General features: G+C 70.2%; 22 protein-coding genes. 11 read left to right on the top strand and 11 right to left on the bottom strand.

What is annotated here, in order from left to right:
• Positions 1–22: 22 nt before the first annotated feature.
• The 4 genes from ACYVF6_RS33965 to ACYVF6_RS33950 are packed head-to-tail and all read right to left on the bottom strand — an operon-like array spanning position 23 to position 4309.
• Entirely contained in the window at positions 23–1363 is a 1341-nt protein-coding gene (locus ACYVF6_RS33965; protein ID WP_460527286.1) for an FAD-dependent oxidoreductase, read from the bottom strand.
• Entirely contained in the window at positions 1353–1643 is a 291-nt protein-coding gene (locus ACYVF6_RS33960) for a (2Fe-2S)-binding protein (protein ID WP_460527284.1), read from the bottom strand. The genes ACYVF6_RS33965 and ACYVF6_RS33960 overlap by 11 nt, the downstream gene beginning before the upstream one ends.
• Entirely contained in the window at positions 1640–2803 is a 1164-nt protein-coding gene (locus ACYVF6_RS33955) for an NAD(P)/FAD-dependent oxidoreductase (RefSeq protein WP_460527282.1), read from the bottom strand. The genes ACYVF6_RS33960 and ACYVF6_RS33955 overlap by 4 nt, the downstream gene beginning before the upstream one ends.
• Positions 2804–4309, bottom strand: a complete 1506-nt coding sequence (locus tag ACYVF6_RS33950; RefSeq protein WP_460527280.1) for an aminopeptidase P family protein — start codon at positions 4307–4309, stop codon at positions 2804–2806. It lies immediately after the preceding gene.
• A gap of 71 nt (positions 4310–4380) precedes the next feature.
• Between ACYVF6_RS33950 and ACYVF6_RS33945 the strand changes: the two genes are divergently transcribed.
• The 4 genes from ACYVF6_RS33945 to ACYVF6_RS33930 all read left to right on the top strand — a co-directional run bounded on the left by ACYVF6_RS33945 (position 4381) and on the right by ACYVF6_RS33930 (position 8401).
• Positions 4381–5277 (top strand): dihydrodipicolinate synthase family protein, encoded by an 897-nt coding sequence (locus ACYVF6_RS33945; RefSeq protein WP_460527278.1) that lies wholly within the window; start codon positions 4381–4383, stop codon positions 5275–5277.
• 7 nt (positions 5278–5284) lie between these two features.
• Positions 5285–6286 (top strand): proline racemase family protein, encoded by a 1002-nt coding sequence (locus ACYVF6_RS33940; protein WP_460527276.1) that lies wholly within the window; start codon positions 5285–5287, stop codon positions 6284–6286.
• A complete protein-coding gene (locus ACYVF6_RS33935) occupies positions 6283–6957 on the top strand; it encodes a GntR family transcriptional regulator (RefSeq protein WP_460527274.1) in 675 nt (224 codons plus the stop codon). Before ACYVF6_RS33940 ends, ACYVF6_RS33935 begins: the two co-directional genes overlap by 4 nt.
• A gap of 136 nt (positions 6958–7093) precedes the next feature.
• Positions 7094–8401 carry a M18 family aminopeptidase gene (locus tag ACYVF6_RS33930; protein WP_460527272.1) on the top strand — a complete coding sequence of 436 codons (1308 nt, stop codon included), beginning with the start codon at positions 7094–7096 and terminating at the stop codon, positions 8399–8401.
• 10 nt (positions 8402–8411) lie between these two features.
• Here ACYVF6_RS33930 and ACYVF6_RS33925 read toward each other — a convergent pair whose 3' ends face one another.
• Entirely contained in the window at positions 8412–9062 is a 651-nt protein-coding gene (locus tag ACYVF6_RS33925) for a response regulator transcription factor (protein ID WP_460527270.1), read from the bottom strand.
• A complete protein-coding gene (locus ACYVF6_RS33920) occupies positions 9059–10966 on the bottom strand; it encodes a histidine kinase (protein ID WP_460527268.1) in 1908 nt (635 codons plus the stop codon). Before ACYVF6_RS33920 ends, ACYVF6_RS33925 begins: the two co-directional genes overlap by 4 nt.
• A gap of 102 nt (positions 10967–11068) precedes the next feature.
• On the opposite strand from ACYVF6_RS33920, the gene ACYVF6_RS33915 reads away from it, so the two are divergent.
• Together ACYVF6_RS33915 and rpsA are read left to right on the top strand one after the other, a co-directional pair.
• Complete coding sequence (locus tag ACYVF6_RS33915) at positions 11069–12013, top strand: phosphotransferase family protein (protein ID WP_460527266.1); 945 nt, start codon at positions 11069–11071, stop codon at positions 12011–12013.
• 266 nt (positions 12014–12279) lie between these two features.
• Complete coding sequence (gene rpsA / locus ACYVF6_RS33910; protein ID WP_460527264.1) at positions 12280–13794, top strand: 30S ribosomal protein S1; 1515 nt, start codon at positions 12280–12282, stop codon at positions 13792–13794.
• Between the two features lie 169 nt (positions 13795–13963).
• Here rpsA and ACYVF6_RS33905 read toward each other — a convergent pair whose 3' ends face one another.
• The gene (locus ACYVF6_RS33905; protein ID WP_460527262.1) at positions 13964–14689 is read right to left on the bottom strand and encodes an SDR family NAD(P)-dependent oxidoreductase; all 726 of its coding nucleotides are present in this window, start codon (positions 14687–14689) and stop codon (positions 13964–13966) included.
• A gap of 127 nt (positions 14690–14816) precedes the next feature.
• Here ACYVF6_RS33905 and ACYVF6_RS33900 point away from each other — a divergent pair, with 127 nt between their 5' ends.
• Positions 14817–15470: a TetR/AcrR family transcriptional regulator gene (locus tag ACYVF6_RS33900; protein WP_460527260.1), complete on the top strand. Its 654-nt coding sequence runs from the start codon at positions 14817–14819 to the stop codon at positions 15468–15470.
• Here ACYVF6_RS33900 and ACYVF6_RS33895 read toward each other — a convergent pair.
• Positions 15436–15816 (bottom strand): hypothetical protein, encoded by a 381-nt coding sequence (locus tag ACYVF6_RS33895; protein ID WP_460527258.1) that lies wholly within the window; start codon positions 15814–15816, stop codon positions 15436–15438. The two genes, ACYVF6_RS33900 and ACYVF6_RS33895, sit on opposite strands and share 35 nt — an antisense overlap.
• A 58-nt stretch (positions 15817–15874) precedes the next feature.
• On the opposite strand from ACYVF6_RS33895, the gene ACYVF6_RS33890 reads away from it, so the two are divergent.
• The 4 genes from ACYVF6_RS33890 to ACYVF6_RS33875 are packed head-to-tail and all read left to right on the top strand — an operon-like array spanning position 15875 to position 19559.
• Positions 15875–16444: a hypothetical protein gene (locus tag ACYVF6_RS33890; protein WP_460527257.1), complete on the top strand. Its 570-nt coding sequence runs from the start codon at positions 15875–15877 to the stop codon at positions 16442–16444.
• A gap of 52 nt (positions 16445–16496) precedes the next feature.
• A complete protein-coding gene (locus tag ACYVF6_RS33885) occupies positions 16497–17816 on the top strand; it encodes a glycosyltransferase 87 family protein (RefSeq protein ID WP_460527255.1) in 1320 nt (439 codons plus the stop codon).
• Entirely contained in the window at positions 17813–19060 is a 1248-nt protein-coding gene (locus ACYVF6_RS33880) for a glycosyltransferase 87 family protein (RefSeq protein ID WP_460527253.1), read from the top strand. Before ACYVF6_RS33885 ends, ACYVF6_RS33880 begins: the two co-directional genes overlap by 4 nt.
• 28 nt (positions 19061–19088) lie before the next feature.
• Positions 19089–19559, top strand: a complete 471-nt coding sequence (locus tag ACYVF6_RS33875) for a hypothetical protein (protein ID WP_460527251.1) — start codon at positions 19089–19091, stop codon at positions 19557–19559.
• 30 nt (positions 19560–19589) lie between these two features.
• On the opposite strand, the gene ACYVF6_RS33870 is transcribed toward ACYVF6_RS33875, so the two are convergent.
• The 3 genes from ACYVF6_RS33870 to ACYVF6_RS33860 all read right to left on the bottom strand — a co-directional run bounded on the left by ACYVF6_RS33870 (position 19590) and on the right by ACYVF6_RS33860 (position 22203).
• Positions 19590–20528: a 5'-3' exonuclease gene (locus tag ACYVF6_RS33870; RefSeq protein WP_460527249.1), complete on the bottom strand. Its 939-nt coding sequence runs from the start codon at positions 20526–20528 to the stop codon at positions 19590–19592.
• On the bottom strand, positions 20518–20946 hold the full coding sequence (locus ACYVF6_RS33865; RefSeq protein ID WP_460527247.1) for a hypothetical protein: 429 nt from the start codon (positions 20944–20946) through the stop codon (positions 20518–20520). The genes ACYVF6_RS33870 and ACYVF6_RS33865 overlap by 11 nt, the downstream gene beginning before the upstream one ends.
• Positions 20947–21195: 249 nt before the next feature.
• Positions 21196–22203, bottom strand: coding sequence for a zinc-dependent alcohol dehydrogenase family protein (locus tag ACYVF6_RS33860; protein WP_460527245.1), 1008 nt, complete (start codon positions 22201–22203; stop codon positions 21196–21198).
• Positions 22204–22280 lie beyond the last annotated feature (77 nt).

The following is a 22280-nucleotide window of genomic DNA, read 5'->3' as shown; positions in this document are numbered from 1 at the left end:
TCACCACGACCGTGTCTTGTCGTCACTCACCCTCGGCGAGGTCGCCGAGGGTGAGCGGCGTGGCGATCGGGCGTTCGGCGAGGCCCGAGGGGTCGTACGGTGTGCCCGTCCAGGCCGCGGTCAGGCAGGCGGTGGCGTAGCCGCACACGCGGCCCTGGCACCAGCCCATACCGACCCGGCTCAGCAGTTTCGCGGTCCGGGCGGTCTCGGCGCCGAGCTCGACGGCCGTACGCAGCCGGCCGGCGGTGACCTCCTCGCACCGGCAGACCAGCGTGTCGTCCGGCAGTCGCTCGGTCCAGCCCGCCGGAACGGGGTACGCGCGATGCATCGCCGCGGCGAATCGGCGCAGCGCCGAGCGCCGACGCACCAGCCCGCTCGGTGCGGCCGAGGGTGCACCTCCGGCCGCGAGCCCGGCGAGCTCGCCCTCACAGGCCGCGAGCTCAGAGCCGCCGACGCCGGTCGCCTCGCCGGCGACGAAGACACCCGGCACCGACGACTGCTGCTGGTCGTCGACCTCGACGACGAGCGAGCCGTCGACGTCGAGTCTCGTCCCGCAGCCGAGCGCCAGCGGAAGCTCGAGCTGCGGCGTGAACCCCCAGCCGACTGCCACCGCGTCGACGTCGAAGCGGTGTTCGGCGCCTCCGCGCCCGCGCACAGTGACGGCCGAGACCGCCTGCTCGCCGTGCGCGGCGACGATCGTCCGGCCCAGCCGGATGGGTACGCGATGCCGCGCCAGCGTCGCACCGTACGAGGCCGCGTCGGCCAGCGCGCCGGGATGCCGCGCGATCGCACGCGGCCCGCCGGGTCGCAGCCAGCCCGTGGGCCGGTTCGCCTCGAAGACTCCGACGACGGTCACACCGTGCCGGGCCAGCGCCGTCGCGACCGGCAGCAGGAACGGCCCGGTGCCCGCGACAGCCACCCGCCGTCCGGCCGGCACGCCGTGCTCCTTGAGCAGCGCCTGCGCCCCACCGGCGGTGTAGACACCGGGCAGATCCCAGCCTGGAAAGGGAATCTGCCGGTCGTACGCACCGGGCGCGAGCACCAGCGCCGGAGCCGTGAGATCGCCCTGTGCCGTGTGCACGACGAACGCGGCGCCGGGCTTCGACACTGTCCACACCTGGCGTTGCGGGAGATGCTCGATCCGGCCGGCGGCGACGTGGTCGCGGAACGCCTCGGCGAGCCGCCGAAACCCCCGGTCGCCGGGCTCGGCGCCGGGGGAGTGCCGCCAGTACTGTCCACCGATTCGCGTACCGCCGTCGACCACGCCGACGTGCCGGCCGCAGCCGGCAGCGGCCACCGCGGCGCTCAGCCCGGCCGGCCCGGCGCCAACGACCAGTACGTCGTGTGAGTCGTCAGCCGGCATGACCGGTTCCCTCCTGGGTCGCCACGCGCAGCCCGGGCGCGGCCGATGTCAGGCAGGCCCGCTGGTTCGGCCGGCCGTCGACCGTGATCAGGCAGTCGTAACAGATCCCGATGCCACAGAAGATGCCGCGCGGCCGCCCGCCCACCCTGGTCGTCCGCCACGACCGGACGCCGGCCGCCAGCAACGCCGCGCCGACCGTCATCCCTTCCACGTAAGGAATCTCGCGCCCGTCGAAGTCGAACGTGGAGTTGGACGTGGAGGTGACCGTGGATGCGCTCATGCGACCGCCTCCACGAACCGGTCCGGCCGGAACGGAGCCAGGTCGAGGTCGGCCGGCTGCCCGGTGAGCGCCTGCGCGATCAGGTGACCGGTCGCGGCGGACAGTCCGATGCCCGCGCCCTCGTGCCCGCAGGCGTGGAACAAGCCCGGCTGCCTGGGATCCGGCCCGATCACGGGCAGGTGGTCCGGGCAGTACGGCCGGAACCCGCGGTACGCGCGGATCGCCGAAACGTCCGCCAGGAAGGGGAACAGCGCGACCGCCTGCCGGGCCAGCACCCGCAGCACCGGCACCGAGACCGTGCGGTCGAAGCCCACCCGTTCGCGGCTCGCGCCGATCAGGACCGTGCCGCCGCGGGTGCCCTCGACCACCGCCGACGACTCGAGGCCGGCGTCGTCGGAGGCGATGTTGGCGAGGTACTCCGCCTCGTAGACCTTGTGCCGGATCAGCGGCGGCAGCGGCTCGGTGACAAGGACGAAGCCGCGCCGGGGCTGGATGGGCAGGGCGCCACCAAGCCTGGAGGAGACCTCGCCGCCCCAGGTTCCCGCGGCGTTCACCACCGCGTCGCACGACAGCACGCCGGTCCGCGTCAGGACTCCGGTCACCGCACCGCCGGACGACCGCCTGATCCCGGTCACCTCGACGCCGGTACGTACCTCCGCGCCCAGCGCCCTGGCGGCAGCCAGCAGATGAGCGGCGGCCAGCATCGGCTGCACCTGCATGTCCTGCGGGTAGAAGACGCCACCCGCGAGGCCGGGCGCGAGCTGCGGCTCGTACTCCAGCAGCTCGTCGCCGGACAGCACCGTCGCCGTGACGCTCTGGCCGCGCTGCCGTTCGGCCAGGGCGGCCAGCTCGGTCATCGCGGCCGGGGACCGCGCCACCATCACGCCGCCCTTGGTCTCCAGCTCGATCCGGTCGGCTCCGAGGTCGTCGCCGATGGCCTGCCAGAGCCGCAACGACAGCACCATCAGGTCGAACTCGGGCCCGGGCACCTTGTCGGAGATCAGCAGGTTGCCCTCGCCGGCACCGGTGGTGCCGCCGGAGACCGGGCCCTTGTCGAGCACACGTACCGACACCCCGGCCTTGGCGGCGAAGTAGGCGCACGCGGCACCGACGACCCCGGCGCCCACGACAACGACGTCCACCTTTTTCCTGGCTGTCACTTACGTGAGCTTGCCCATCCAGGTCTCGATCTGATCCGGGTCTCGCGGCAGACCGGCCGACAGTACGTCGGAGCCGCTTTCGGTGACCAGCAGGTCGTCCTCGATCCGGAAGCCCATGCCGCGTACTTCCGCCGGCGCCAGCAGGTCGGACGGCTGGAAGTACAGGCCCGGCTCGACCGTGAGGACGTGCCCCGGTTCCAGCGTGCCTTCGGTGTAGGCCTCCTTGGGCGACGCGGAGCAGTCGTGTACGTCGAGGCCGAGCATGTGGCCGGAGCCGTGCAACGTCCAGCGGCGGTAGACCTGGCTGCTCTCGTCGAGCGCCTCGTCTGCCGAGCAGGGGAGCAGCCCGAGGTCGGCGAGACCCTGCGCCATGACCCGCATCGCGGCCTGGTGGTAGGCCTTGAACGGCTTGCCGGGCTTCACCTCGGCGATGCCGGCGTCGGCAGCGGCCAGCTCCAGCGAGTAGAGGTCCTTCTGCAGCGACGTCCAGGTGCCGGAGATGGGGTACGTACGGGTGACGTCGGCGGTGTAGAGCCCGCGGGTCTCGACGCCCATGTCCATCAGCAGCAGCTCACCGGCGCGGATCGGGCCGTCGTCGCGGATCCAGTGCAGCGTGGTCGCGTGCGAGCCGCCACCGACGATCGAGTAGTAGCCGACGTCGTTGCCCTCCAGCCGGGCGCGCCGCCAGAACGTGCCCTCGAGCCAGCGCTCACCGGACTGGTCGCCCAGTGCGATGGCGTGGCGGAGCTCGCGTACGCAGTCCTCGAAGCCGCGGACCGTGATGTCGACCGCGAGCTGCAGCTCCTCGGTCTCGTACGCGTCCTTGACCAGGCGCAGCACCGACAGCCGCGAGCGCAGCTCCTTGTCGGCCGCGCCCTCGTCGTCACGGGAGGGGACCAGCGCGTCGACCATCGGGTCGACGTCGCGGCTCACCCGGGTGCGCACCGAACCGGACTCCAGCAGGCCTGCCAGCTCGTCGATGTGCCGCGTGCGCAGGTCGTACGCGGCGGTCAGCTCGGCCAGCGTGGGACGCCGGCCGACCCAGAACTCGCCGTAGCGGCCGTTGCGCCAGAACTCCATCGACTCCGAACGCGGCTGCCGCGGCCGGTAGAACAGGATCGCGTCGTGGCCCTGACTCCCGGCCGGCTCCAGGACGAGGACCGCGTCGCTGTCCTGCGCGCCGGTAAGCCACACGTAGTCCGAATGCGGACGGAAGCGGAAGTCGACGTCGTTGTTGCGGACCTTGAGCGGCCCGCTCGGGATGACCAGCCGCTCGCCGGGGAACGACTCCGACAGCCTGGCGCGCCGCTTGGCGGCCCAGCCGGCGACCTCGAGCGGCCCGCCGGAAGCATCTTCCTCGGGAGCCCAGCCGGAGGCCATGAACTCGTGCAATGCCTCGCTGATCAGCGGGTCGTGCGTACGGGTGCCGTCTGCCGGCTTGTTGCCGGAGGTACCGCCGCCGTCGGTGCTTTTGGCTTCGCCGGCCTTGTTGCCTGGTTCGCTCACTCGACCCTCCCTGTAGCCTGTGCAATGGTACATGGCACAGACTAGTGCTATTCCTATCGAGAGGATCCCTTATGGCGGCCGATGTCAAGCCTTGGCATGGGGTGCTCGTCGCCGCGCCGGCTCCCTGGAGCGAGGACGGCGAGCTCGACCTGGACCGATATGCGGAGCACGTTCGCTTTCTGGCCGAGGGCGGATGCTCCGGCATCGTGCCGAACGGCTCGCTGGGGGAGTATCCCGTGCTGACGCAGGAAGAACGCGCTGCCGTGGTGCGTACGGCCGTCGATGCATCGCCCGAGGGCTTCACGGTCATGCCGGGCGTGGGCGCGTACGGCGTGCGGGAGTCGCGGAGCTGGGCCGAGCAGGCCGCCGAGGCCGGAGCACCGGCGATCATGGCGCTGCCGCCGAACGCGTACCGCGCCGACGAGCGGGCCGTGCTCGAGCACTACACCGAGCTGGCCAAGGTCGGGCTGCCGGTCGTGGCGTACAACAACCCGTTCGACACGAGGGTCGACCTGGTGCCCTCCCTGCTGGGGCGGCTGCACGGCGAAGGCCTGATCGTTGCGGTCAAGGAGTTCAGCTGCGATGCCCGCCGGGGTTACGAGATCGCGGAGCAGGCGCCCGGGCTGGAGCTGATCGCGGGCTCCGACGACCTGGTTCTCGAGCTCACGCTGGCGGGCGCGGTCGGCTGGATCGCGGGGTTCCCGAGCTCGTTCCCGAGGGCCTGTGTCCAGTTGTTCGACGCCGCTGCCGCCGGTGATCTGGTCACGGCGCTGCCGCTGTACCGCACGCTGCACGCGTTGCTGCGCTGGGACTCCAAGCCCGAGTTCGTCCAGGCGATCAAGCTGTCGATGGACCTCGTGGGCCGCTACGGCGGAGCGTGCCGGCCGCCGCGGCAGCCGTTGCTGCCCGACGCCGAGAAGGCCGTCCGCGCGGCGACCGAGCAGGCGCTGGCAGCCGGACTAAGCTGAGGCTCACATGCGCGCCAAACGGGTCTTCCACGCCGTCGACTCCCACACCGAGGGCATGCCCACCCGGGTGATCACCGGGGGAGTCGGCATGCTGCCGGGCGCGACGATGTTCGAGCGCCGGCAGTGGTTCGTCGCCAACTCCGACGAGCTGCGCACGCTTCTGATGTACGAGCCGCGCGGGCACTCCGCGATGTCCGGGGCGATCCTGCAGCCGCCGACCCGGCCGGACGCCGACTGGGGCGTGCTGTTCATCGAGGTCTCGGGCTGCCTGCCGATGTGCGGGCACGGCACGATCGGGGTCGCGACGGTGCTGGTCGAGACCGGCATGGTCGAGGTGACCGAGCCGGTGACCACGATCCGGCTCGACACGCCGGCGGGGCTGGTGGTGGCTTCGGTCGAGGTTTCCGACGGCGCCGCCCAGGCGGTGACGATCACCAACGTCCCGTCGTTCTCGCTGGCGCTTTCGCAGACCGTCGACGTGAAGGGCTTCGGCGAGCTGACGTACGACATCGCCTACGGCGGCAACTTCTACGCGATCCTCGACCTCGATCAGGTGAAGTTGCCGTTCGACCGCGCGTACAAGCAGCCGATCCTCGACGCGGGGATGGCGATCATGGCGTCGATCAACGAGCAGCGGCTGCCGGTGCATCCTGGGAATCCCGAGATCTCCGGGTGCCACCACGTGCAGTTCCTGGCGCCCGGGTCGACGGCGCGGCACTCGCGGCACGCGATGGCGATCCATCCTGGCTGGTTCGACCGTTCACCTTGTGGCACGGGAACGTCGGCGCGGATGGCACAGCTGCACGCACTTGGCGAGCTGGGCTTGGGCGAGGAGTTCGTCAACGAGTCGTTCATCGGCGGGCGGTTCATCGGACGACTGGTCGAGGAGACGTCGGTCGCGGGGCTGCCGGCCGTGGTGCCGACGATCACCGGCCGGGCGTGGGTGACCGGGACCGCGCAGTACATGCTCGATCCGACCGACCCGTTCCCGGCGGGATTCCTCTTGTGAACGCCCAGCAGCTGCGGCTGCCGTCGTTCGGCGACCAGCCGTCCCTGCGCGACCGGGTCACCGAGGCCTTGCGGGCCGCGCTGATCTCGGGCGAGATGCGGCCGGGCGAGGTCTACTCCGCGCCGGTGCTCGCTGCCCGGTTCGGCGTGTCGGCGACCCCCGTACGCGAGGCGATGCTCGACCTGGTCAAGCAGGGGCTGGTCGAAACCGTACGCAACAAGGGCTTCCGGGTACGCGAGCTGTCCGACACCGAGCTCGACGAGATCACCCACCTGCGTGAGCTGATCGAGGTGCCGACGGTCAAGCAGCTGGCGAAAACCCAGCCGCCGTCGGCCTTCGAAGCGTTGCGGCCGCTGGCCGCCGAGATCGTCGACTCGGCTGCGGAGGGCAACCTGATCGCCTACCTGGAAGCCGATCGGCGGTTCCACCTGGAGCTGCTGGCGCTGGCGGGCAACCGCCGCCTGGTCGAGCTGGTCGACCAACTACGCGGGCGGTCCCGCCTGTATGGCCTGCAGTCCCTGGCGGACCGTGGCGTACTGGTGGACTCGGCGAAGGAGCACCTCCAGCTGCTCGACCTCCTGCTGGCGGGCGACGCCAAGGGCGCGGCCGACCTGATGCGCAGGCACGTGGCTCATCTGCGCGGCAGCTGGGCTGGACGCCCGGAAGCTTGAGGCCGGCGAAGGACCCGGCGGGCGGCGATGGACCTCGGACGAAGCCGACGAGAAGGTCACTGTGCGTTCGTGAGCATCGGCTGGTCACAGTTCATGGGGACGGGGCTGCTCGCCGTTACCTGAAACAATCGTGGCCATGGCCGACTTCGATCCCTCTGCCGTCGCCGACGATCTGGGCGCGTTCATCGACGTTTCTCCCTCGCCGTTCCACGCGGTGGCCGAGGCCGGCAGGCGGCTGGCCACGGCCGGGTTCACGCAGCTGAACGAGACCGATCGGTGGCCTCGGGAGCCGGGACGTTACTACGTCATCCGTGGCGGGTCGCTGGTCGCTTGGAGCACGGCGCACCTCGATGGCGCCACGTCATCGCTCGGGCCGGCCACGCCGTTCCGGATCGTCGGCGGGCACACCGACAGCCCCAACCTGCGGGTCAAGCCGAACGCCGACGCGGCGCGGGCCGGCTGGCAGGTGCTCGACGTCGAGCCGTACGGCGGGCCGCTGCTCAACTCCTGGCTCGACCGCGACCTCGGCATGTCGGGCCGGGTGAGCGTACGCGCCGAGGGCGGGCCGACCGAGCTGCTGCTGACCGTCGACCGGCCGGTGGCTCGCGTACCCCAGCTGGCCATCCACCTCGATCGCAGCGTCCGCGAGGGTCTGGTGCTGAACCCGCAGCAGCACCTCGACCCGGTGTGGGGGATCGGCACGGGTCCGGGTGACCTCGACGCGTTCATCGCCAAGGAGCTCGGCATCGACGCCGACTCGATCGTCGCGTACGACCTGATGCTCCACTCCGTCGAGCCCGCTCGGCGCATCGGCCGCGAGGGTGAGCTGCTGGCGGCGCCACGGCTCGACAACCTCTGCACGGCTTACGCCGCGACACGCGCTCTGGTCGCGGCCGTGCAGGCGCCGACCACTCCGGTGCCGGTGATCGTGCTGTTCGACCACGAGGAGGTCGGCAGCGTCTCCGAACGCGGCGCGGCCTCGACGCTGCTGCCGTCGGTGCTGGAGCGGATCGTGCTGGCCGCCGGCGGCGATCGCGAGGACCTGCTGCGGGCCCGGGCGGGCTCGGTGGTGGCGTCCGGCGACATGGCGCACGCGACGCATCCGAACTACTCCGAGCGGCACGAGCCGCAGCACCACATCCAGATCAACGCCGGCCCGGTGGTCAAGCTCAACCAGAACCTCCGTTACGCCACCGACTCCCGCGGTGTGGGGCTGTTCGCGCAGGCGTGTGGGCAGGCCGGCGTTCCGTTGCAGCGGTACGCCCACCGGGCGGACCTGCCCTGCGGCTCCACGGTCGGCCCGATCACGTCCGCGAGCACCGGCATCACCACGGTCGACGTGGGAGCGGCCCAGCTGTCGATGCACTCGGCCCGCGAGCTGACCGGCGCACTCGACCCGGCGCTCTACGCCGCCGCGCTGGCCGCCTTCCTCGCACCCGCGTAGACCAGACGGATCAGCCGCCTTCGGCGTCGTGGACGAGGAGGGCGATCTGGACCCGGTTGGCCAGCTCCAGCTTGGCCAGCACTCGCGACACGTAGGCCTTGACCGTGGCGACGCTGACGTACATCTCCTGGCTGATCTCGCTGTTGGTCAGGCCCTGGGCGACGAGCTCGGCCGTACGCCGCTCGGCGTCGGACAGGCGCGCGAGCTGCTCCCGGGCGAGAGCCTGCCGTGGGTCGAGGCCGGCGCCCGCCGCGTAACCCATCAGCTTGCGCAGGACGCCGGGCGAGACGGCCGGCTCGCCGGCCGCGGCGCGGCGGATCGCCCGCACGATCTCCGGCGGTGGCGTGTGCTTGAGCAGGAAGCCGCTCGCGCCCGCCCGCATCGCGCGGACGACGTGGTCGTCGGTGTCGAACGTGGTGAGGATGAGCACGACCGGCGGATCTGGCCGGGACAGCAGCGCCGAGGTGGCCGCGATCCCGTCGAGCCCCGGCATGCGGATGTCCATCAGCACGACGTCGGGCCGGCACGAGGCGACCGCCGCCGCGACCTCGGAGCCGTCGCCCGCTTCGGCGACCACCGAGATGTCGTCGGTGCCGCCGAGGATCATCGACAGGCCGGCGCGTACCAGCGGATCGTCGTCGACGACGAGGACACCGATCATGGCGGCCACGGTAGCCACGCCTCCAGCCGGAAGTCGCCGCCGGGCGAGACGCGGCCGTGCGAGATCCGCCCGCCGGCCAGCTCGACGCGTTCACGCAAGCCGGCCAGTCCGGCACCGTCCGCACCGGCGGCAACCGTGCCGCCGGCCGGGTTACGCAACGACACCGAGACGCCCTCACCTGGCGAGCCGTCCAAGGTCACCCGGACGGCTCGCCCCGGCGCGTGCTTGTGCGCGTTGGTCAGCCCTTCCTGTACGACGCGGTAGAGGTGCCGGCCCACGCTCTCCGGAACGGCCGCCGGCGAGTCCAGCCGGTTGTCCAGCGTGACGGGAGTCCCCGTCGCCCGCGTCTGGTCCACCAGTCCGGGCAGGTCGGTGAGCGCCGGCTGCGGCCGGTCGGTGTCCGGCGCCCGGAGTACGCGGACCACCTCGCGCAGGTCCTCGGCCGCCGCGTACGCACACTCGCGGATCACGCCGGCAGCCCGCGCGACCTCCGCCGGTGCGGACGGTGCGTACTGCAGTGCTCCGGCATGCAGCGTCAGCAGCGAGATCCGGTGCCCGAGTACGTCGTGCATCTCGCGCGCGATCCGCTCGCGCTCGAGCCGGCGTGCCTCCTCGATCCGCAGTGCCTGGTTCAGCTCGGCCCGCCTGGCCAGCTGCCGCTGCGCGCGTACCAGCAGCCCGGAGACCACGAAGATCGCCAGCAGGAACATGACATAGACCACCGCGGCCCAGAAGTCCTGTCCCGGCAGTGCGAGCCAGTAGACACCCGTCAAGGTGACGGCGTACAGCCCGGCGACGCCCGCGGTGATCCGCCGCGAGCGGTACGCGGCGACGGTGAACAACGCGATCGCGGCCACACCGACGCCGATCGCCGACATCGCCGCGATCGGCAGCAGCGCCAGCGCCACCCCGACCGGCCGGCGCCGCCGGAAGAGCAACAGCAGCAGGCATCCGAGGCCACCCGGCACGAGCTCCCAGGCGACGTCGATCGGCTTGCCGGGTTCGGTGATCAGATCCCCGAACAGGAACAACGTCCCCACCAGGAGGCCGCCGACCATGCCCCCGGCGTCGGCTGCCCACTCGCGAGCCGAGCGCCGCCCCTGCCGTACGAGGGAGAGCAGCGGGATCGCGAGCGCGAACGGCAGCAGGGAGAACGCCACCGCGCGCAGCGGCTCCAGCCCGTGGACAGAGAAGTACGGATGCGCGGGCGACATCAGCTGCGCCACGGTCTGGAACGCCAGATGGAAGCCGACGCCGAAGCGCACGTTGCCCGTGATCGCGCGGACCGCGCCGAGCAGTACGGCGAAGGTGAACAGCAGCACCGCCCGGACCGGCGAACCCACGACGCCGGTCAGGAAGGCCCACAACGTGAACAGGCCGGCCTGCGTAACGACCGCCGCCCAGACCGGAAGCACCTGCGCGAGGTTGCGGTAGACGTATCCGCGGAACACCAGCTCCTCGGGCAGCGCCTCGGACAAGAACACGAGTACCAGCAGCGCGACCGCGAACAGGGCGATCTCGCCGGCCGGCCGCAGAGCCGTGACCTCGGCCAGCCCGAGCACCAGGCAGGCCGCCACACCTGCGGCCGCTGGCAGCAGCCAGCAGGCCATGCCGAGCAGGATCTGCCGCCAGACCCGCCAGACCCGCCAGACCCGCCGCGGCCCGGACCGCTCGGCCGGGTCGGCGGGACGCAACGGCAGCCCTTCGGCGAACCGCCGGGCGGTCGCCGAGATCGTCACCAGCAGGACAGCCGTCAGGACGGCGACGAACGCGTGCCGGACCACGCTGTACGAAGGCCCGAACAACGCGTTCGCCAGCCAGAAGACCAGGCGGGCCGCCAGCGTGACCGCGCCGAACACGATCACGACTCGCCACCACGGGCTGTTCCGGATCGCCTGTCGCATGCCGCGACAGTACGGCCGGCCCAGGCCCGCCCGGCAGTAACCAGGAGGCTAGAACCTGAGCGACTTTCGTCGATGTCGGTGCCGGATGCGAGGATCGTCCGCATGTCCGACGGCGCGAGTGACCTGGTGTTCGAGGCGAGAGAGCTGCTGGGTGCCGACGTCCGGCCACTCGAGGGCGGCTACAGCGGCGAGACCTTCCTCGTCACCGCCGCCGGCGAGCAGGCCGTGCTGCGGTTCTACAACCGCCAGCCCGAGCGCGCCCAGATCGACACCGCGCTGCTGCGGCTGGTTCGCGGCATCCTGCCGGTGCCACGCGTCCTCGACGCGAAGCCGGCGACCGGCGAGGGCCCGGCCTACGTCCTGCTCGAGCGCCTCCCCGGCATCCGGCTCGACACGTTCATCACCGAGGAGAAGGACCCCGCGCTGCTCACCCGGGCCGGGCAGGAGGCTGGCGCGATCCTGGCCCGGCTGTCCGGCATGCCGTTCCTGACGTCCGGCGAGTTCGCCGACCAAGATCTGACGATCCGACCCTGGCCGCCGGGGATGGACGGGCTGCCCGAGTTCGTCGAGTCGCACCGCACCAAGGGCCGGCTCGCCGGCTGGAACGCCCAGGACTTCGCCGCGCTGCTCGAGATCTCCGTCGACGCCCAGGTGCTGCTCGACACGCACGACCGCGTGTGTCTCTGCCACAGCGATTTCAACCCGAAGAACCTCCTCGTCGATCCGGAGACCGGCGAGGTCACCGGCCTGATCGACTGGGAGTACGCCCATGCCGGCATGCCCCATTCCGATCTCGGCAACCTGCTCCGATTCGAGACTGTTGGGGAGTTCTGCCACAATGTCGTCGCGAGCTACCGCACGCACCTTCCGAACATCTCGGACGGCATGCTGGAGCTCGGCCGGGCGGCCGACCTGTTCGCGTTAGTCGATCTGGCTGGGAGGGAACGCTCCACCAGAGTGGTGGAACTCGCTAATGTGCTCCTTCGTTCGACGGTCGAAAGCGGAAACCTGGCAGCTGGACGGCCAGACTGGGAGTCTTCACCCTAAAAGGTGCAAGACTTGATCACAGACGGTGCGCACATCGCGGCGCGCCGCTGGGCTGCGTTGACCCCGCTCCGCATTGCCCCGTATCCTGGTTGACAAGCGTTGTGGGCCTGCGCGACCTCGGACGGAGTAGGCTCGCGCTCTGCTCTGTCGAATCACCGGTTCCGACCCATGGCGGCATGGCCCGGACACACAGCCTCGGCAGTACGGATCCAAGGGCCCTCCGCGCGAAAACCCGACGAATATCCATAATCGGAGCCACCAACCACATGACGAGCAGCATTGAGGCCCCGCTCGACTCCTCGACCCCGGACCAGACGAAGACCCCACAGGTGGCGGTCAACGACGTCGGTTCGGAAGAGGCCTTCCTCGCCGCGATCGACGAGACGATCAAATACTTCAACGACGGTGACATTGTCGATGGCACCGTTGTCAAAGTCGACCGGGACGAGGTCCTGCTCGACATCGGCTACAAGACCGAGGGCGTAATTCCCGCCAGGGAGCTTTCGATCAAGCACGACATCGACCCGAGCGAAGTCGTGAAGGTCGGCGACCCGGTCGAAGCCCTGGTCTTGCAGAAGGAAGACAAAGACGGGCGCCTGATCCTCTCCAAGAAGCGGGCTCAGTACGAGCGCGCCTGGGGCACGATCGAAAAGATCAAGGAAGAGGACGGCGTCGTCACCGGTACGGTCATCGAGGTCGTCAAGGGCGGTCTGATTCTCGACATCGGGCTGCGTGGCTTCATGCCGGCTTCCCTGGTCGAGATGCGCCGCGTCCGCGACCTGCAGCCGTACGTCGGCCGTGAGCTCGAGGCCAAGATCATCGAGCTCGACAAGAACCGCAACAACGTGGTTGTGTCTCGCCGGCTCTGGCTCGAGCAGACTCAGGCGGAGGTTCGCCAGAGCTTCCTGCACCAGCTGCAGAAGGGGCAGATCCGCAAGGGCGTCGTGTCCAGCATCGTCAACTTCGGTGCGTTCGTCGACCTCGGTGGCGTCGACGGCCTGGTGCACGTGTCCGAGCTGTCCTGGAAGCACATCGACCACCCGAGTGAGGTCGTCGAGGTCGGCCAGGAAGTCATGGTCGAGGTGCTCGAGGTCGATCTCGAGCGCGAGCGCGTTTCGCTGTCGCTCAAGTCGACGCAGGAAGACCCGTGGCAGGCGTTCGCCCGTGTCCACCAGATCGGTCAGATCGTGCCGGGCAAGGTCACCAAGCTGGTGCCGTTCGGTGCGTTCGTCCGCGTGGACGACGGCATCGAGGGTCTGGTCCACATCTCCGAGCTGGCCGAGCGCCACGTGGAGATCCCGGAGCAGGTCGTCCAGGTCGGCAACGATGTCATGGTCAAGATCATCGACATCGAGCTGGAGCGTCGCCGGATCTCGCTGTCGCTGAAGCAGGCCAACGAGGCTGCCGAAGCGATCGGCGACCACTTCGACCCGACGTTGTACGGCATGGCCGCCGACTACGACGACGAGGGCAACTACAAGTACCCCGAGGGCTTCGACCCGGAGACGGGCGAGTGGCTCGAGGGCTACGAGTCGCAGCGTGACCAGTGGGAGCGTGAGTACGCCGAGGCGCACGGCCGCTGGGAGGCGCACAAGCGCCAGATCGAGGCGGCCCGCAAGGCCGAAGCAGAGGCCGCCGGCTCCGACGCCGGCGACGCCGAAGCGCCGGCCTCGTCCTACTCCTCGACCGAGCCGGAACGTCCGAACGAGACCGGCGGCGGCACGCTGGCCTCCGACGAGGCGCTGGCTGCCCTGCGGGAGAAGCTCACCGGCCAGAGCTGAGGCTCACAGCTCGCTTGAGCATCGGAAGGGCCCTCGCCACTACGGCGGGGGCCCTTCCGCGTGCCCGCACCAGCGCGGAGTGCCAACCGCCGACTGACACCTCGCGCGACCACGCTTCGCCGACCAGCGCGAGCGCGTCCCGATGACCCGAGCCAGGCCTTGCGGCGGCTCAGGTGCCGAAGCTGCCGGCCGTTACCTCGAAACGGTCGCGCTTGGTGTACATGTCCCAGTAGGTGTCGGCCAGGTCGTCGGGGTTCAGGCGTTCGAGAGTGGCCGGGTCGGAGATGCCGGGGAAGTCGCCGGCGTCGATGAGTTGGGCGGGGACGCTGCGATCGATCAGGGCGCCTACCGAGAGGCTGCCGACGTAGACGCCGCGGTCGGAGAGGGCGGTGTGCAGGTTCAGCGCGTACGACCGGCGTGCCGCCGACGCCACGCCCACGTTGCCGAGTTGGGGGACCGGAACGGTCGCACTCACGCCGTTGCTCAGCAGGAGCGCGCCGTCGCCGCGGTCGAGCATGCCGGGCAGCACCTCGCGAACGAGTACGACGGTCGACAGCACCGCGGTGTCGAAGACCGTCTGGATGTCCTCGACCGAGGCGTCGATGATGCCGGTTCGGGTGCCGAACTCGCCGACGGTGTTGGTCATCAGTACGTCGATGTCGCCCAGCTCCCGCTGGATCGAGGCGACCACCGCGGGGAGCTGGTCGCGATCTCGCAGGTCGGCCGGCACGGCGAGGGCCTGGACGCCGGCCGCTGTGAGCTCGGCGACGAAGCCCTCCAGGCGAGCGGCGTCGCGGGCGACCAGGGCGACCCGGAAGCCCTCCCGTCCGAACCGGTGGGCGACCGACCGGCTGAGGCCAGGGCCGGCGCCGAAGATGGCAAGTACCTTGGGCACGATGAAGTCCTCGTTCTCTGCGCTCGACAGGTCCGACTCAACATGAGGCGTACCTCAAGTTAGGTCACGTCAGGGAGCGTAGCAGATAATCTGAGTATGCCCTCAACTTCTGGAACGGACTCGGCAGATGCCCGCGAAGACCCTGCGCGCCGACGCGCGACGTAACCGGGAGAAGATCCTGGCGGCCGCCGCCGAGGTCTTCGCCGAGCGCGGGCTCGACGCTTCGCTGGAGGAGATCGCCCGGCGCGCGCAGGTGAGCATCGGCACGCTCTACAACCGGTTCCCGAGCCGTGAGGACCTCGTCGACGCCGTGTTCTCCGAACGGCTGACCGCCTACGTCGAGGCGGGGGAGCAGGCGCTGGCCGACGACGACCCGTGGCGATCGTTCGCCGGGTTTCTGGCCAGGATCTGCGAGCTGCAGGCGACCGACCGCGGCCTGAACGACCTGCTCACGCGGCAGCTCCAGAACACACCCGCCATCGACGAGCTCGCGAGATGCGGGCATGAGCAGGCGTTCGAGGTGATCCGCCGGGCCCAGCGCAGCGGCGTCCTGCGGGCCGACTTCCGCCCGGAGGACCTGCCGTTCATCGTCTGGGCGAACGCTCAGATCATCGAAGCGACGCGGGACAGCTCACCCAACGCCTGGCGGCGGCACCTGAACTTCCTGCTGGACGGTCTGCGGGCCGAAGCCGCGCACGAGAACCCCGAGCCGCCGTTACGGCCGGAAGACGTGCTGAAGGCGCGGCTCAGTCTCGGCGGCGGTTCCCGAGACCGAAGATGACGTTGAGCATGACGATCGCGGTCCAGACCAGGATGATCCCGTTGGGACCCATCATGCTCCCGGCGATCGCGGTGAGCGGGATGCCCGCGCCCATCGACACGATGATCAGTGCGAGGCGGTAGCTGGCGTGTGATTTCTCCAGATTCGCCCTGGCCTTGATCGCGGCCGCCGAGGCGTTTTCGGCGGTGCCTTGCTTGGCTACAGCCTCCTCCACCCGCGCCTGGATGACCTTGTCGAGCCGGTCGACGAACGAGTCGACGACCGCCGGCTCGTAGTCGCGGCCGAGCTCGCGCCGCGCCTCCAGGGCCGCTTCGGCCTCGTCGCGGGGAATCTCCTCGGTAGCCACGGATTTGTTATAGCGCGAACCACTGTGTTCTGGCGAGTAAAGGGGCAACACTGGAGCTGTGCACGAGCTCGGGTGGCAGCCAGCGGGAGTGGGCTTGTTCGTGCCCGGCCGCCGCGACGAAGCCCTGGTCGCGGAGGTCAGGGAAGTCGTGCAACGACTCGACGGCCTCGACAGCCCGGTCGTACGCCGGTGCTCGCCGATGACCTCCCTGGCCCTGCTCGACGCCGACCCGGTGGAGGTCGTGGTCGACGGGTCCGCGCTGGAACGTCCGTACACCGACGAGAAGGCCGCCTACAACCTCGGCGACCGCCTGCGCGAGGTCCTGCTGGCGCTCGCGGTCACGTTACGGCCCTTGTACGCATCGATCGTGCTGGAAGCTCCGTTCCTGTCGCCGAAGGACCTGTTGGTCACGCCGGAGCCGGATCTGTTCCTGGATGTCTGGTTCGACCTGGATCGGCTGCACGGAACGGTCGCGTCCGCCTACACCGGTGCCTACAGCGAAGCGGTCGCGGGCGGGATCTACGTCTCGACCCGTGCGCCGTTCAACCCTGTCCGGTTCGACGAACCGCTGGCACGCAGTCTCGAGCGGGCCCGCCGGGCGATGGCGCAGGTCGTGGCGCACGGCTGAGGCTGCTGGGCCGGGTCGCGCTCGACCGCGGCGTCCGGCAGGATGGCCTGTCGTGACGGCCGAATCGACCGATGCTGAAACCGGCGCCGACACCGGCGCCGCCGACGACAGCGCGCAGCCGGCCACCGCGCCGAGCTTCTGGCAGCGCTGGATCGTCCGGCGCTGGCTGATCGGCCGCGGCCTCACGTTGTTACTCCTGACTTTCGAGTACGCCCGGGTCACCGGCGACGTTCGTTACTACTTCCGGAGCACGGGCGCGCTGCTGGCCGGCGGCGCGTTCGACGAGGTGATGCGGGAGTATCCGCCGCTCTGCGTGCTGTTCACAACCGGGCTGAAGCTGGTGTTCGGTATCCAGCAGGACGTCTACGCCGTGAGCTTCCTGCTGGTCATGATCGGCATCGACGTCTGGTTCACCCGGCTGCTGTGGCGCAGCTCGCACGGACGTAAGGGCGCGGGGATCTGGGTCTGGCTGTGGTTCGCGCCCGCGCTGGGCCCGATCATGTACGCCCGGCTCGACCTGGCGGCTGCCGTGCTCGCCGGTGCGGCCGTGGTGCTCACGCTGCGGCGCGCCGGGCCGATGGCGGCGCGCGGTGCGCGGCCGGTCCTGGCCGGGCTGATCGCCGGACTGGGGTTCCTGGTCAAGCTGTTCCCGTTGGTCGCGATGCCCGCACTGGTGCTGCGCCGGGACGGCCGATGGCGGCTGGCCGGCGCGTTCGCAGCCACCGCGGTGCTGGGCGTGGCCGTGACGTACGTCGTGTTCGGTGGCGAGCGGACCCTGTCGCCACTGACCTGGCAGTCGGGCCGGAGCCTGCAGATCGAGTCGCTGTTCGCGCTGCCGTTGCTCGTGGCGAACGTTTTCCAGCCGGGCCGGTGGCAGAGCGACTACAGCGCCTATCTGGCCGTCGAGGTCGTCGGGCCTGGCGTCGAGCAGTTCGTGACCGCGGCCACCGTCGGAACCGGTGTGGCCATCCTGGTGCTCGCCGTGCTGTGGTTTCGCAGCGCGTTCGGCGGCTCCCAGTCCAGTGCCGCGATCGGCTGGCTGTTCGTCGCGACGATCTGCCTGATGCTGGTGACGAACAAGGTGTTCAGCCCGCAGTACCTCGTCTGGCTGGCGGCCGCGCTGGCCGCGCTCGGCGTGGTGGCCGACGCACCCTCGGTGCTTCGAGCCGGCCGGCTGTTCCTCGTGACGTGCGTACTGACGCAGATCTTCTACCCGACGCTCTATCACCGGCTGTACCGGATGCAGGTGGACATGGTTGTGGTGATCACGCTCCGGGACGCGGTGCTGCTGTTGCTCACCGCGGTCGCGATCCGGCAGGCGTGGATCAGCGGGCGGCGGCGGGTGCGGGTCGAACCGGAGGGTGGATCGTGACGCGGGCTTCGTGGTGGATCGTTTGGCGCTGGCTGGTCAGCCGGGCCTTGGTGGCGCTGCTGCTGTGGTACACGTACGGCACCGTGACCGGCGACCTTCGGTACTACTTCCAGAAGGCGTCGGAGCTGTTGTCCGGCGCGGTCGGGTGGGGCGAGACACTCAAGGAGTACCCGCCGAGCAGTGTGCTGCTCACCACTGGGCTGAAGCTGGTGTCCGGCTCGAACCAGCAGGCGTACGCGGCGGCGTTCATCGTGTTCATGGTCGGGGTCGACATCTGGTTCACCTGGCTGCTGTGGCGTGGCGCGGGGCGCAGGCCGGGCACCGGGGTCTTCGTGTGGGTGTGGTTCGCGCCCGCGCTCGGCCCGATCATGTACTCCCGCCTCGACTTGCTGCCGGCGGCGCTCGCGGGCGCGGCCGTGATCGTGATGCTGCGGTCGTACGCTCCGGGCAGCCGTCCGGTCGTCGCGGGGGTGCTGGCCGGGCTGGGCTTCGTGGTGAAGCTGTTCCCGCTGATCGTGCTGCCGGCACTCTGGCTGCGGCGGGAGGGGCGCTGGCGGCTGGTGGCCGGGTTCGCCGGGACGGCGGTCGCCGGCATCGGGATCGGCTGGTTGCTGCTGGGTGCCGACCGTACGTTGTCGCCGTTGACCTGGCAGCGAGGGCGTGGTCTGCAGATCGAGTCGCTGTTCGCGCTGCCGGTGCTCGTGGCGAACGTGTTCGACCGCGGCCGGTGGACCAGCGCGCAGTCACAGTACGTCGCGATCGAGGTGTTCGGCCCGTGGGTGGGCACGCTCCTGACCGCGGCGACGGTGGCGACCGTGCTGGCGGTGGCGCTGCTCGCGGTGCTGTGGGTCCGCGGCCTGCTGGGCCGCCAGCCCTCGGCGGCGACGATCGCCTGGATGGTGATCGTCACGATCTGCCTGATGTTGCTGACCAACAAGGTGTTCAGCCCGCAGTACCTCGTCTGGCTGGCGGCGGCGCTGGCCGCCCTGGGCGCGGTAGCCGCTGACGGCAGCCGCACCGTGCGGTTCGCGAGCTGGCTGTTCCTGGCCCTGTGCGCCCTGACCCAGCTGATCTTCCCGATCCTGTACGACCGCCTGATCTTCGCCCTCGAGACCGACATGGTCGTACTCCTGCTGATCCGGGACGCGCTGCTGGTGGCGCTGACCGTCCTGGCCATCCATCAGGTGTGGGTGGGCACGGGCGGTTCCGTCCGCGAGCGCGTCGAGGTCATGGCGTCGCACTGACCTGCGCTGGTCCCGCCATTCCCGTGGAATGAGCAGGGGTCAGGAGGTGGACGGCCCCAGTGTGGCGTCCGCGATGCCGAGCATCGACCGGTCCAGCCTGCTCACCCACGACGCGCCGGCTGACGTCCGCGCGCGCCTCGACCTGGTGATCACCGAGCAGACGGAGATCCTGCGAACGTGGGAGCCGCAACTGCGAGCCGCGCTGCGGATGTCGCTCGATCAGGATCCCCAGGCGCCGCGCGACGCCCGTCCGGTGCTGCGGCAGGGCAGGGCCATCGCGTGGATCGAGGACGCGCTGGCACCGCTGGCCGAGTCGCATCCGGGCATCGACCGCAGGCGGCTCGCCGTCGCCATTCGCGCCGGTTGTGGAATCGAGGCCTGGGCCTGGCTGGTCGACGTCGCCGCGGTGTCACGGTCGGAGGCCGCAGGCCTCATGCGGGAGTCAGCACAAGCGCTGCTGACGGCGGCCCTGGCCAGGGCCGCCGAACCAACCCGATGACGGCAAGCCGGGTGGCGAGTCAGTCGATCCTCAGGAGGCGCCGGCCAGGGCTTCGGTGACGCGAGTGGCGGAGGAGCCGAGGCCGAGGCGTTCGACCAGCTCCGACCAGCGGTCGGGGTCGGCGGGTTCGGCGGGGCGGGCCGTCTCGACGGCGGGGAGCTTGGCGTCGGTGAGGACGCGGACCACTTCGCGGGCTTTGCCGAGGTAGTCGATCGAGTCGCGGATCTTCAGCTTGAGGGTTGGCGACAGGCCCGAGCTCTCGTCGGCGGCTGCGGAGACGATGCCCTCGAGGTCGCCGTATTTCTGGATCATCGAGGCAGCGGTCTTGTCGCCCACGCCCGGCACTCCCGGCAGGCCATCCGACGTGTCGCCGCGGAGGGTGGCGAAGTCGGCGTACTGGTGTCCGGTCACGCCGTATTTCTTCACCACGACGGACTCGTCGACGACCTCGAGCTTGCCGACACCGCGGGCGGTGTAGAGGATGCGCACCGACCGTTTGTCGTCGATCAGCTGGAAGAGGTCGCGGTCGCCGGTGACCACGTCGACCGGGCCGGAGGCCTGGGTCGCCAGCGTGCCGATCACGTCGTCGGCCTCGCAGCCGGGCGCGCCGACCACCGCGATCCCGAGCGCCGCGAGCACCTCACGGATCACCGGCACCTGCACGTCGAGCTCGTCGGGCGTCTCCTCGACGTCGGGCTCGCCGGACCTGGTGTAGGCGACCCGGTGACCCTTGTACGACGGGATCAGCTTGACCCGCCAGGCCGGCCGCCAGTCGTCGTCCCAGCAGGCGACGAGGTGGGTCGGGGAGTAGCGCCCGACCAACGTGGCGATGAAGTCGAGCAGCCCGCGTACGGCGTTGATCGGCGAGCCGTCGGGCGCCCGCATCGTGCCGGGCACGCCGAAGAACGCGCGGAAGTAGAGCGAAGCGGTGTCGAGCAGCATCAGCTGGCCGGGACTCTCAGACGACATGCGCACAGCGTGCCACATGGCACGGACACACGTGGCGGCTCAGGTCACGATCGCCAGGATGATGGACAACAGCAGCCCGACCATCGTCAGGATCATCATGACGAAACTGCAGGAGCAGGTTGAGCTGTGCGTCCATGCTCATCTTGGTCTTCCAGTGGCGCATGAACTCCGGTACGAAGCCCTCGAGCTGCGCGGGTGCACCGGCCCGGGGCCGATGCGGACCAAACGACGCGTCCGGCTCAGGCGTCGCCGCGGAGACCGGTGCCCTGGCCGTTGTGAGGAACGCTTGCAAGAGCTCGTCCTGAGCCGGGGGCTCGGCACCGCTGTCGGCGTCCACGCCGCCGCCCGCACCGGACGCGGGTACACGGCTGGGCTCCGGCTCGAAGGCGCCGAGCGTCGCCTCCGCGCTGGCGACCACGGCGACGCCAGCGATGCCGAACGTCCCGCGACGATCGGCGTCAGCTCACGTAGGTCTTGGCCGGCGACCATCGCGGTCGCCGACGACAGCAGCCCGGTGACTGCGGACGAGCGCCACGATCGCCGCTGCTCCAGCCAGCCAAGCCAGAAACCCATGCCGCTCTCTCACCCCACCAGTCACGGAAAGTTCAGGTGTGGGAACGGGAGTGGGAGTTGCCCTTTCGGGCAGCCTTTGCCAGCGGAGCCGCGGCTACGGAACGACCTGGATCTTGCGCCCGATGCCGGCCTTGAACTGCTCGATCGCGGCGGCGTAGTCGGTCAGCGGGAAGCGGTCGCTGATCATCACGTCCGGCCGCAGCACGCCCTGGCTGAACAGGTCGCCGGCGCGTTCGAAGCTGTGCAGCACGGCCATCGAGCCGGTGATTGTGATCTCCTGGTTGTAGATCTTGTACGGCTCGATGACGGCCTGCGCGGCCTCGTTGGCGACGCCGAACTGCAGGAACGTACCGCCGCGCCCGACCCTCGACAGGCCGTCCTGGATCGCGGCCACGACGCCGGTGGCGTCGATCACGACGTCCCAGCCGCGGGGGTAGGACTCGGCGAGCTCGTCGGCACCGACGACGGCGGAGCTGCAGCCGAGCAGCTGGGCGGTCTCGAGGCGGTTGGGGTTGACGTCGACGACGCACACGCTGGCCGCGCCGACGCGCTTGGCGAGCTCCAGCATCATCAGGCCCATCGTTCCGGCGCCGTAGATGAGGTAGTGCTCGGCCAGCTCGCGCGGCAGCACGTCGAAGCCGCGTACGGCGCACGACAACGGCTCGATCAGCGCGGCGTCGGCAGTGTCGACGGTCTCGGGGAGCTTGTAGAGGTTCTTGGCCGGTGCGACGGCGAACTCCGCGGCACCACCGGATGTCGTGACGCCGATCGCGGCCCAGTTCTCGCAGAGGTTGCCGCGGGCGCGCCGGCAGTAGTAGCACTCACCGCAGTGCAGCGACGGGTCGACGGCCACCTGGTCGCCGACGGCGTAGCCCTTGACGTCGCTGCCGAGCTCGACGATCTCGCCGGCGAACTCGTGACCGGGTACGACCGGCAGACTCGGCGCGAACTCGCCCTCGAGGATGTGCAGGTCGGTGCCGCAGATGCCGCACCCGGCGACCTTGACGATGACGTCCTTGGGCCCGGGCGTGGGGTCGGGGACGGTTTCGACGCTGATCTTTCCTGGCGCCTCGATCACGACCGCTTTCACATCGACCTCCATCTGTAGCCTGCCCTCAGGGCCAACGAACAAGAATCTACGGGAGCCGCCGGGCCCGTCGTACCCCCGGCCTGTACTGC

The organism is Flindersiella endophytica, from assembly GCF_054779015.1.
The sequence above is the reverse complement of the archived record's forward strand: the minus strand, read 5'-3'. Positions and strand labels throughout refer to the sequence as shown.

Excerpts from the sequence above, each read along its gene's own strand:
- ACYVF6_RS33965 (WP_460527286.1), bottom strand. The coding sequence starts at position 1,363 with ATGCCGGCTGACGACTCACACGACGTACTGGTCGTTGGCGCCGGGCCG.
- ACYVF6_RS33960 (WP_460527284.1), bottom strand. The coding sequence starts at position 1,643 with ATGAGCGCATCCACGGTCACCTCCACGTCCAACTCCACGTTCGACTTC.
- ACYVF6_RS33945 (WP_460527278.1), top strand. The coding sequence starts at position 4,381 with ATGGCGGCCGATGTCAAGCCTTGGCATGGGGTGCTCGTCGCCGCGCCG.
- ACYVF6_RS33940 (WP_460527276.1), top strand. The coding sequence starts at position 5,285 with ATGCGCGCCAAACGGGTCTTCCACGCCGTCGACTCCCACACCGAGGGC.
- ACYVF6_RS33930 (WP_460527272.1), top strand. The coding sequence starts at position 7,094 with ATGGCCGACTTCGATCCCTCTGCCGTCGCCGACGATCTGGGCGCGTTC.
- ACYVF6_RS33925 (WP_460527270.1), bottom strand. The coding sequence starts at position 9,062 with ATGATCGGTGTCCTCGTCGTCGACGACGATCCGCTGGTACGCGCCGGC.
- ACYVF6_RS33920 (WP_460527268.1), bottom strand. The coding sequence starts at position 10,966 with ATGCGACAGGCGATCCGGAACAGCCCGTGGTGGCGAGTCGTGATCGTG.
- ACYVF6_RS33915 (WP_460527266.1), top strand. The coding sequence starts at position 11,069 with ATGTCCGACGGCGCGAGTGACCTGGTGTTCGAGGCGAGAGAGCTGCTG.
- rpsA (WP_460527264.1), top strand. The coding sequence starts at position 12,280 with ATGACGAGCAGCATTGAGGCCCCGCTCGACTCCTCGACCCCGGACCAG.
- ACYVF6_RS33900 (WP_460527260.1), top strand. The coding sequence starts at position 14,817 with ATGCCCGCGAAGACCCTGCGCGCCGACGCGCGACGTAACCGGGAGAAG.
- ACYVF6_RS33875 (WP_460527251.1), top strand. The coding sequence starts at position 19,089 with ATGAGCAGGGGTCAGGAGGTGGACGGCCCCAGTGTGGCGTCCGCGATG.
- ACYVF6_RS33870 (WP_460527249.1), bottom strand. The coding sequence starts at position 20,528 with ATGTCGTCTGAGAGTCCCGGCCAGCTGATGCTGCTCGACACCGCTTCG.
- ACYVF6_RS33860 (WP_460527245.1), bottom strand. The coding sequence starts at position 22,203 with ATGGAGGTCGATGTGAAAGCGGTCGTGATCGAGGCGCCAGGAAAGATC.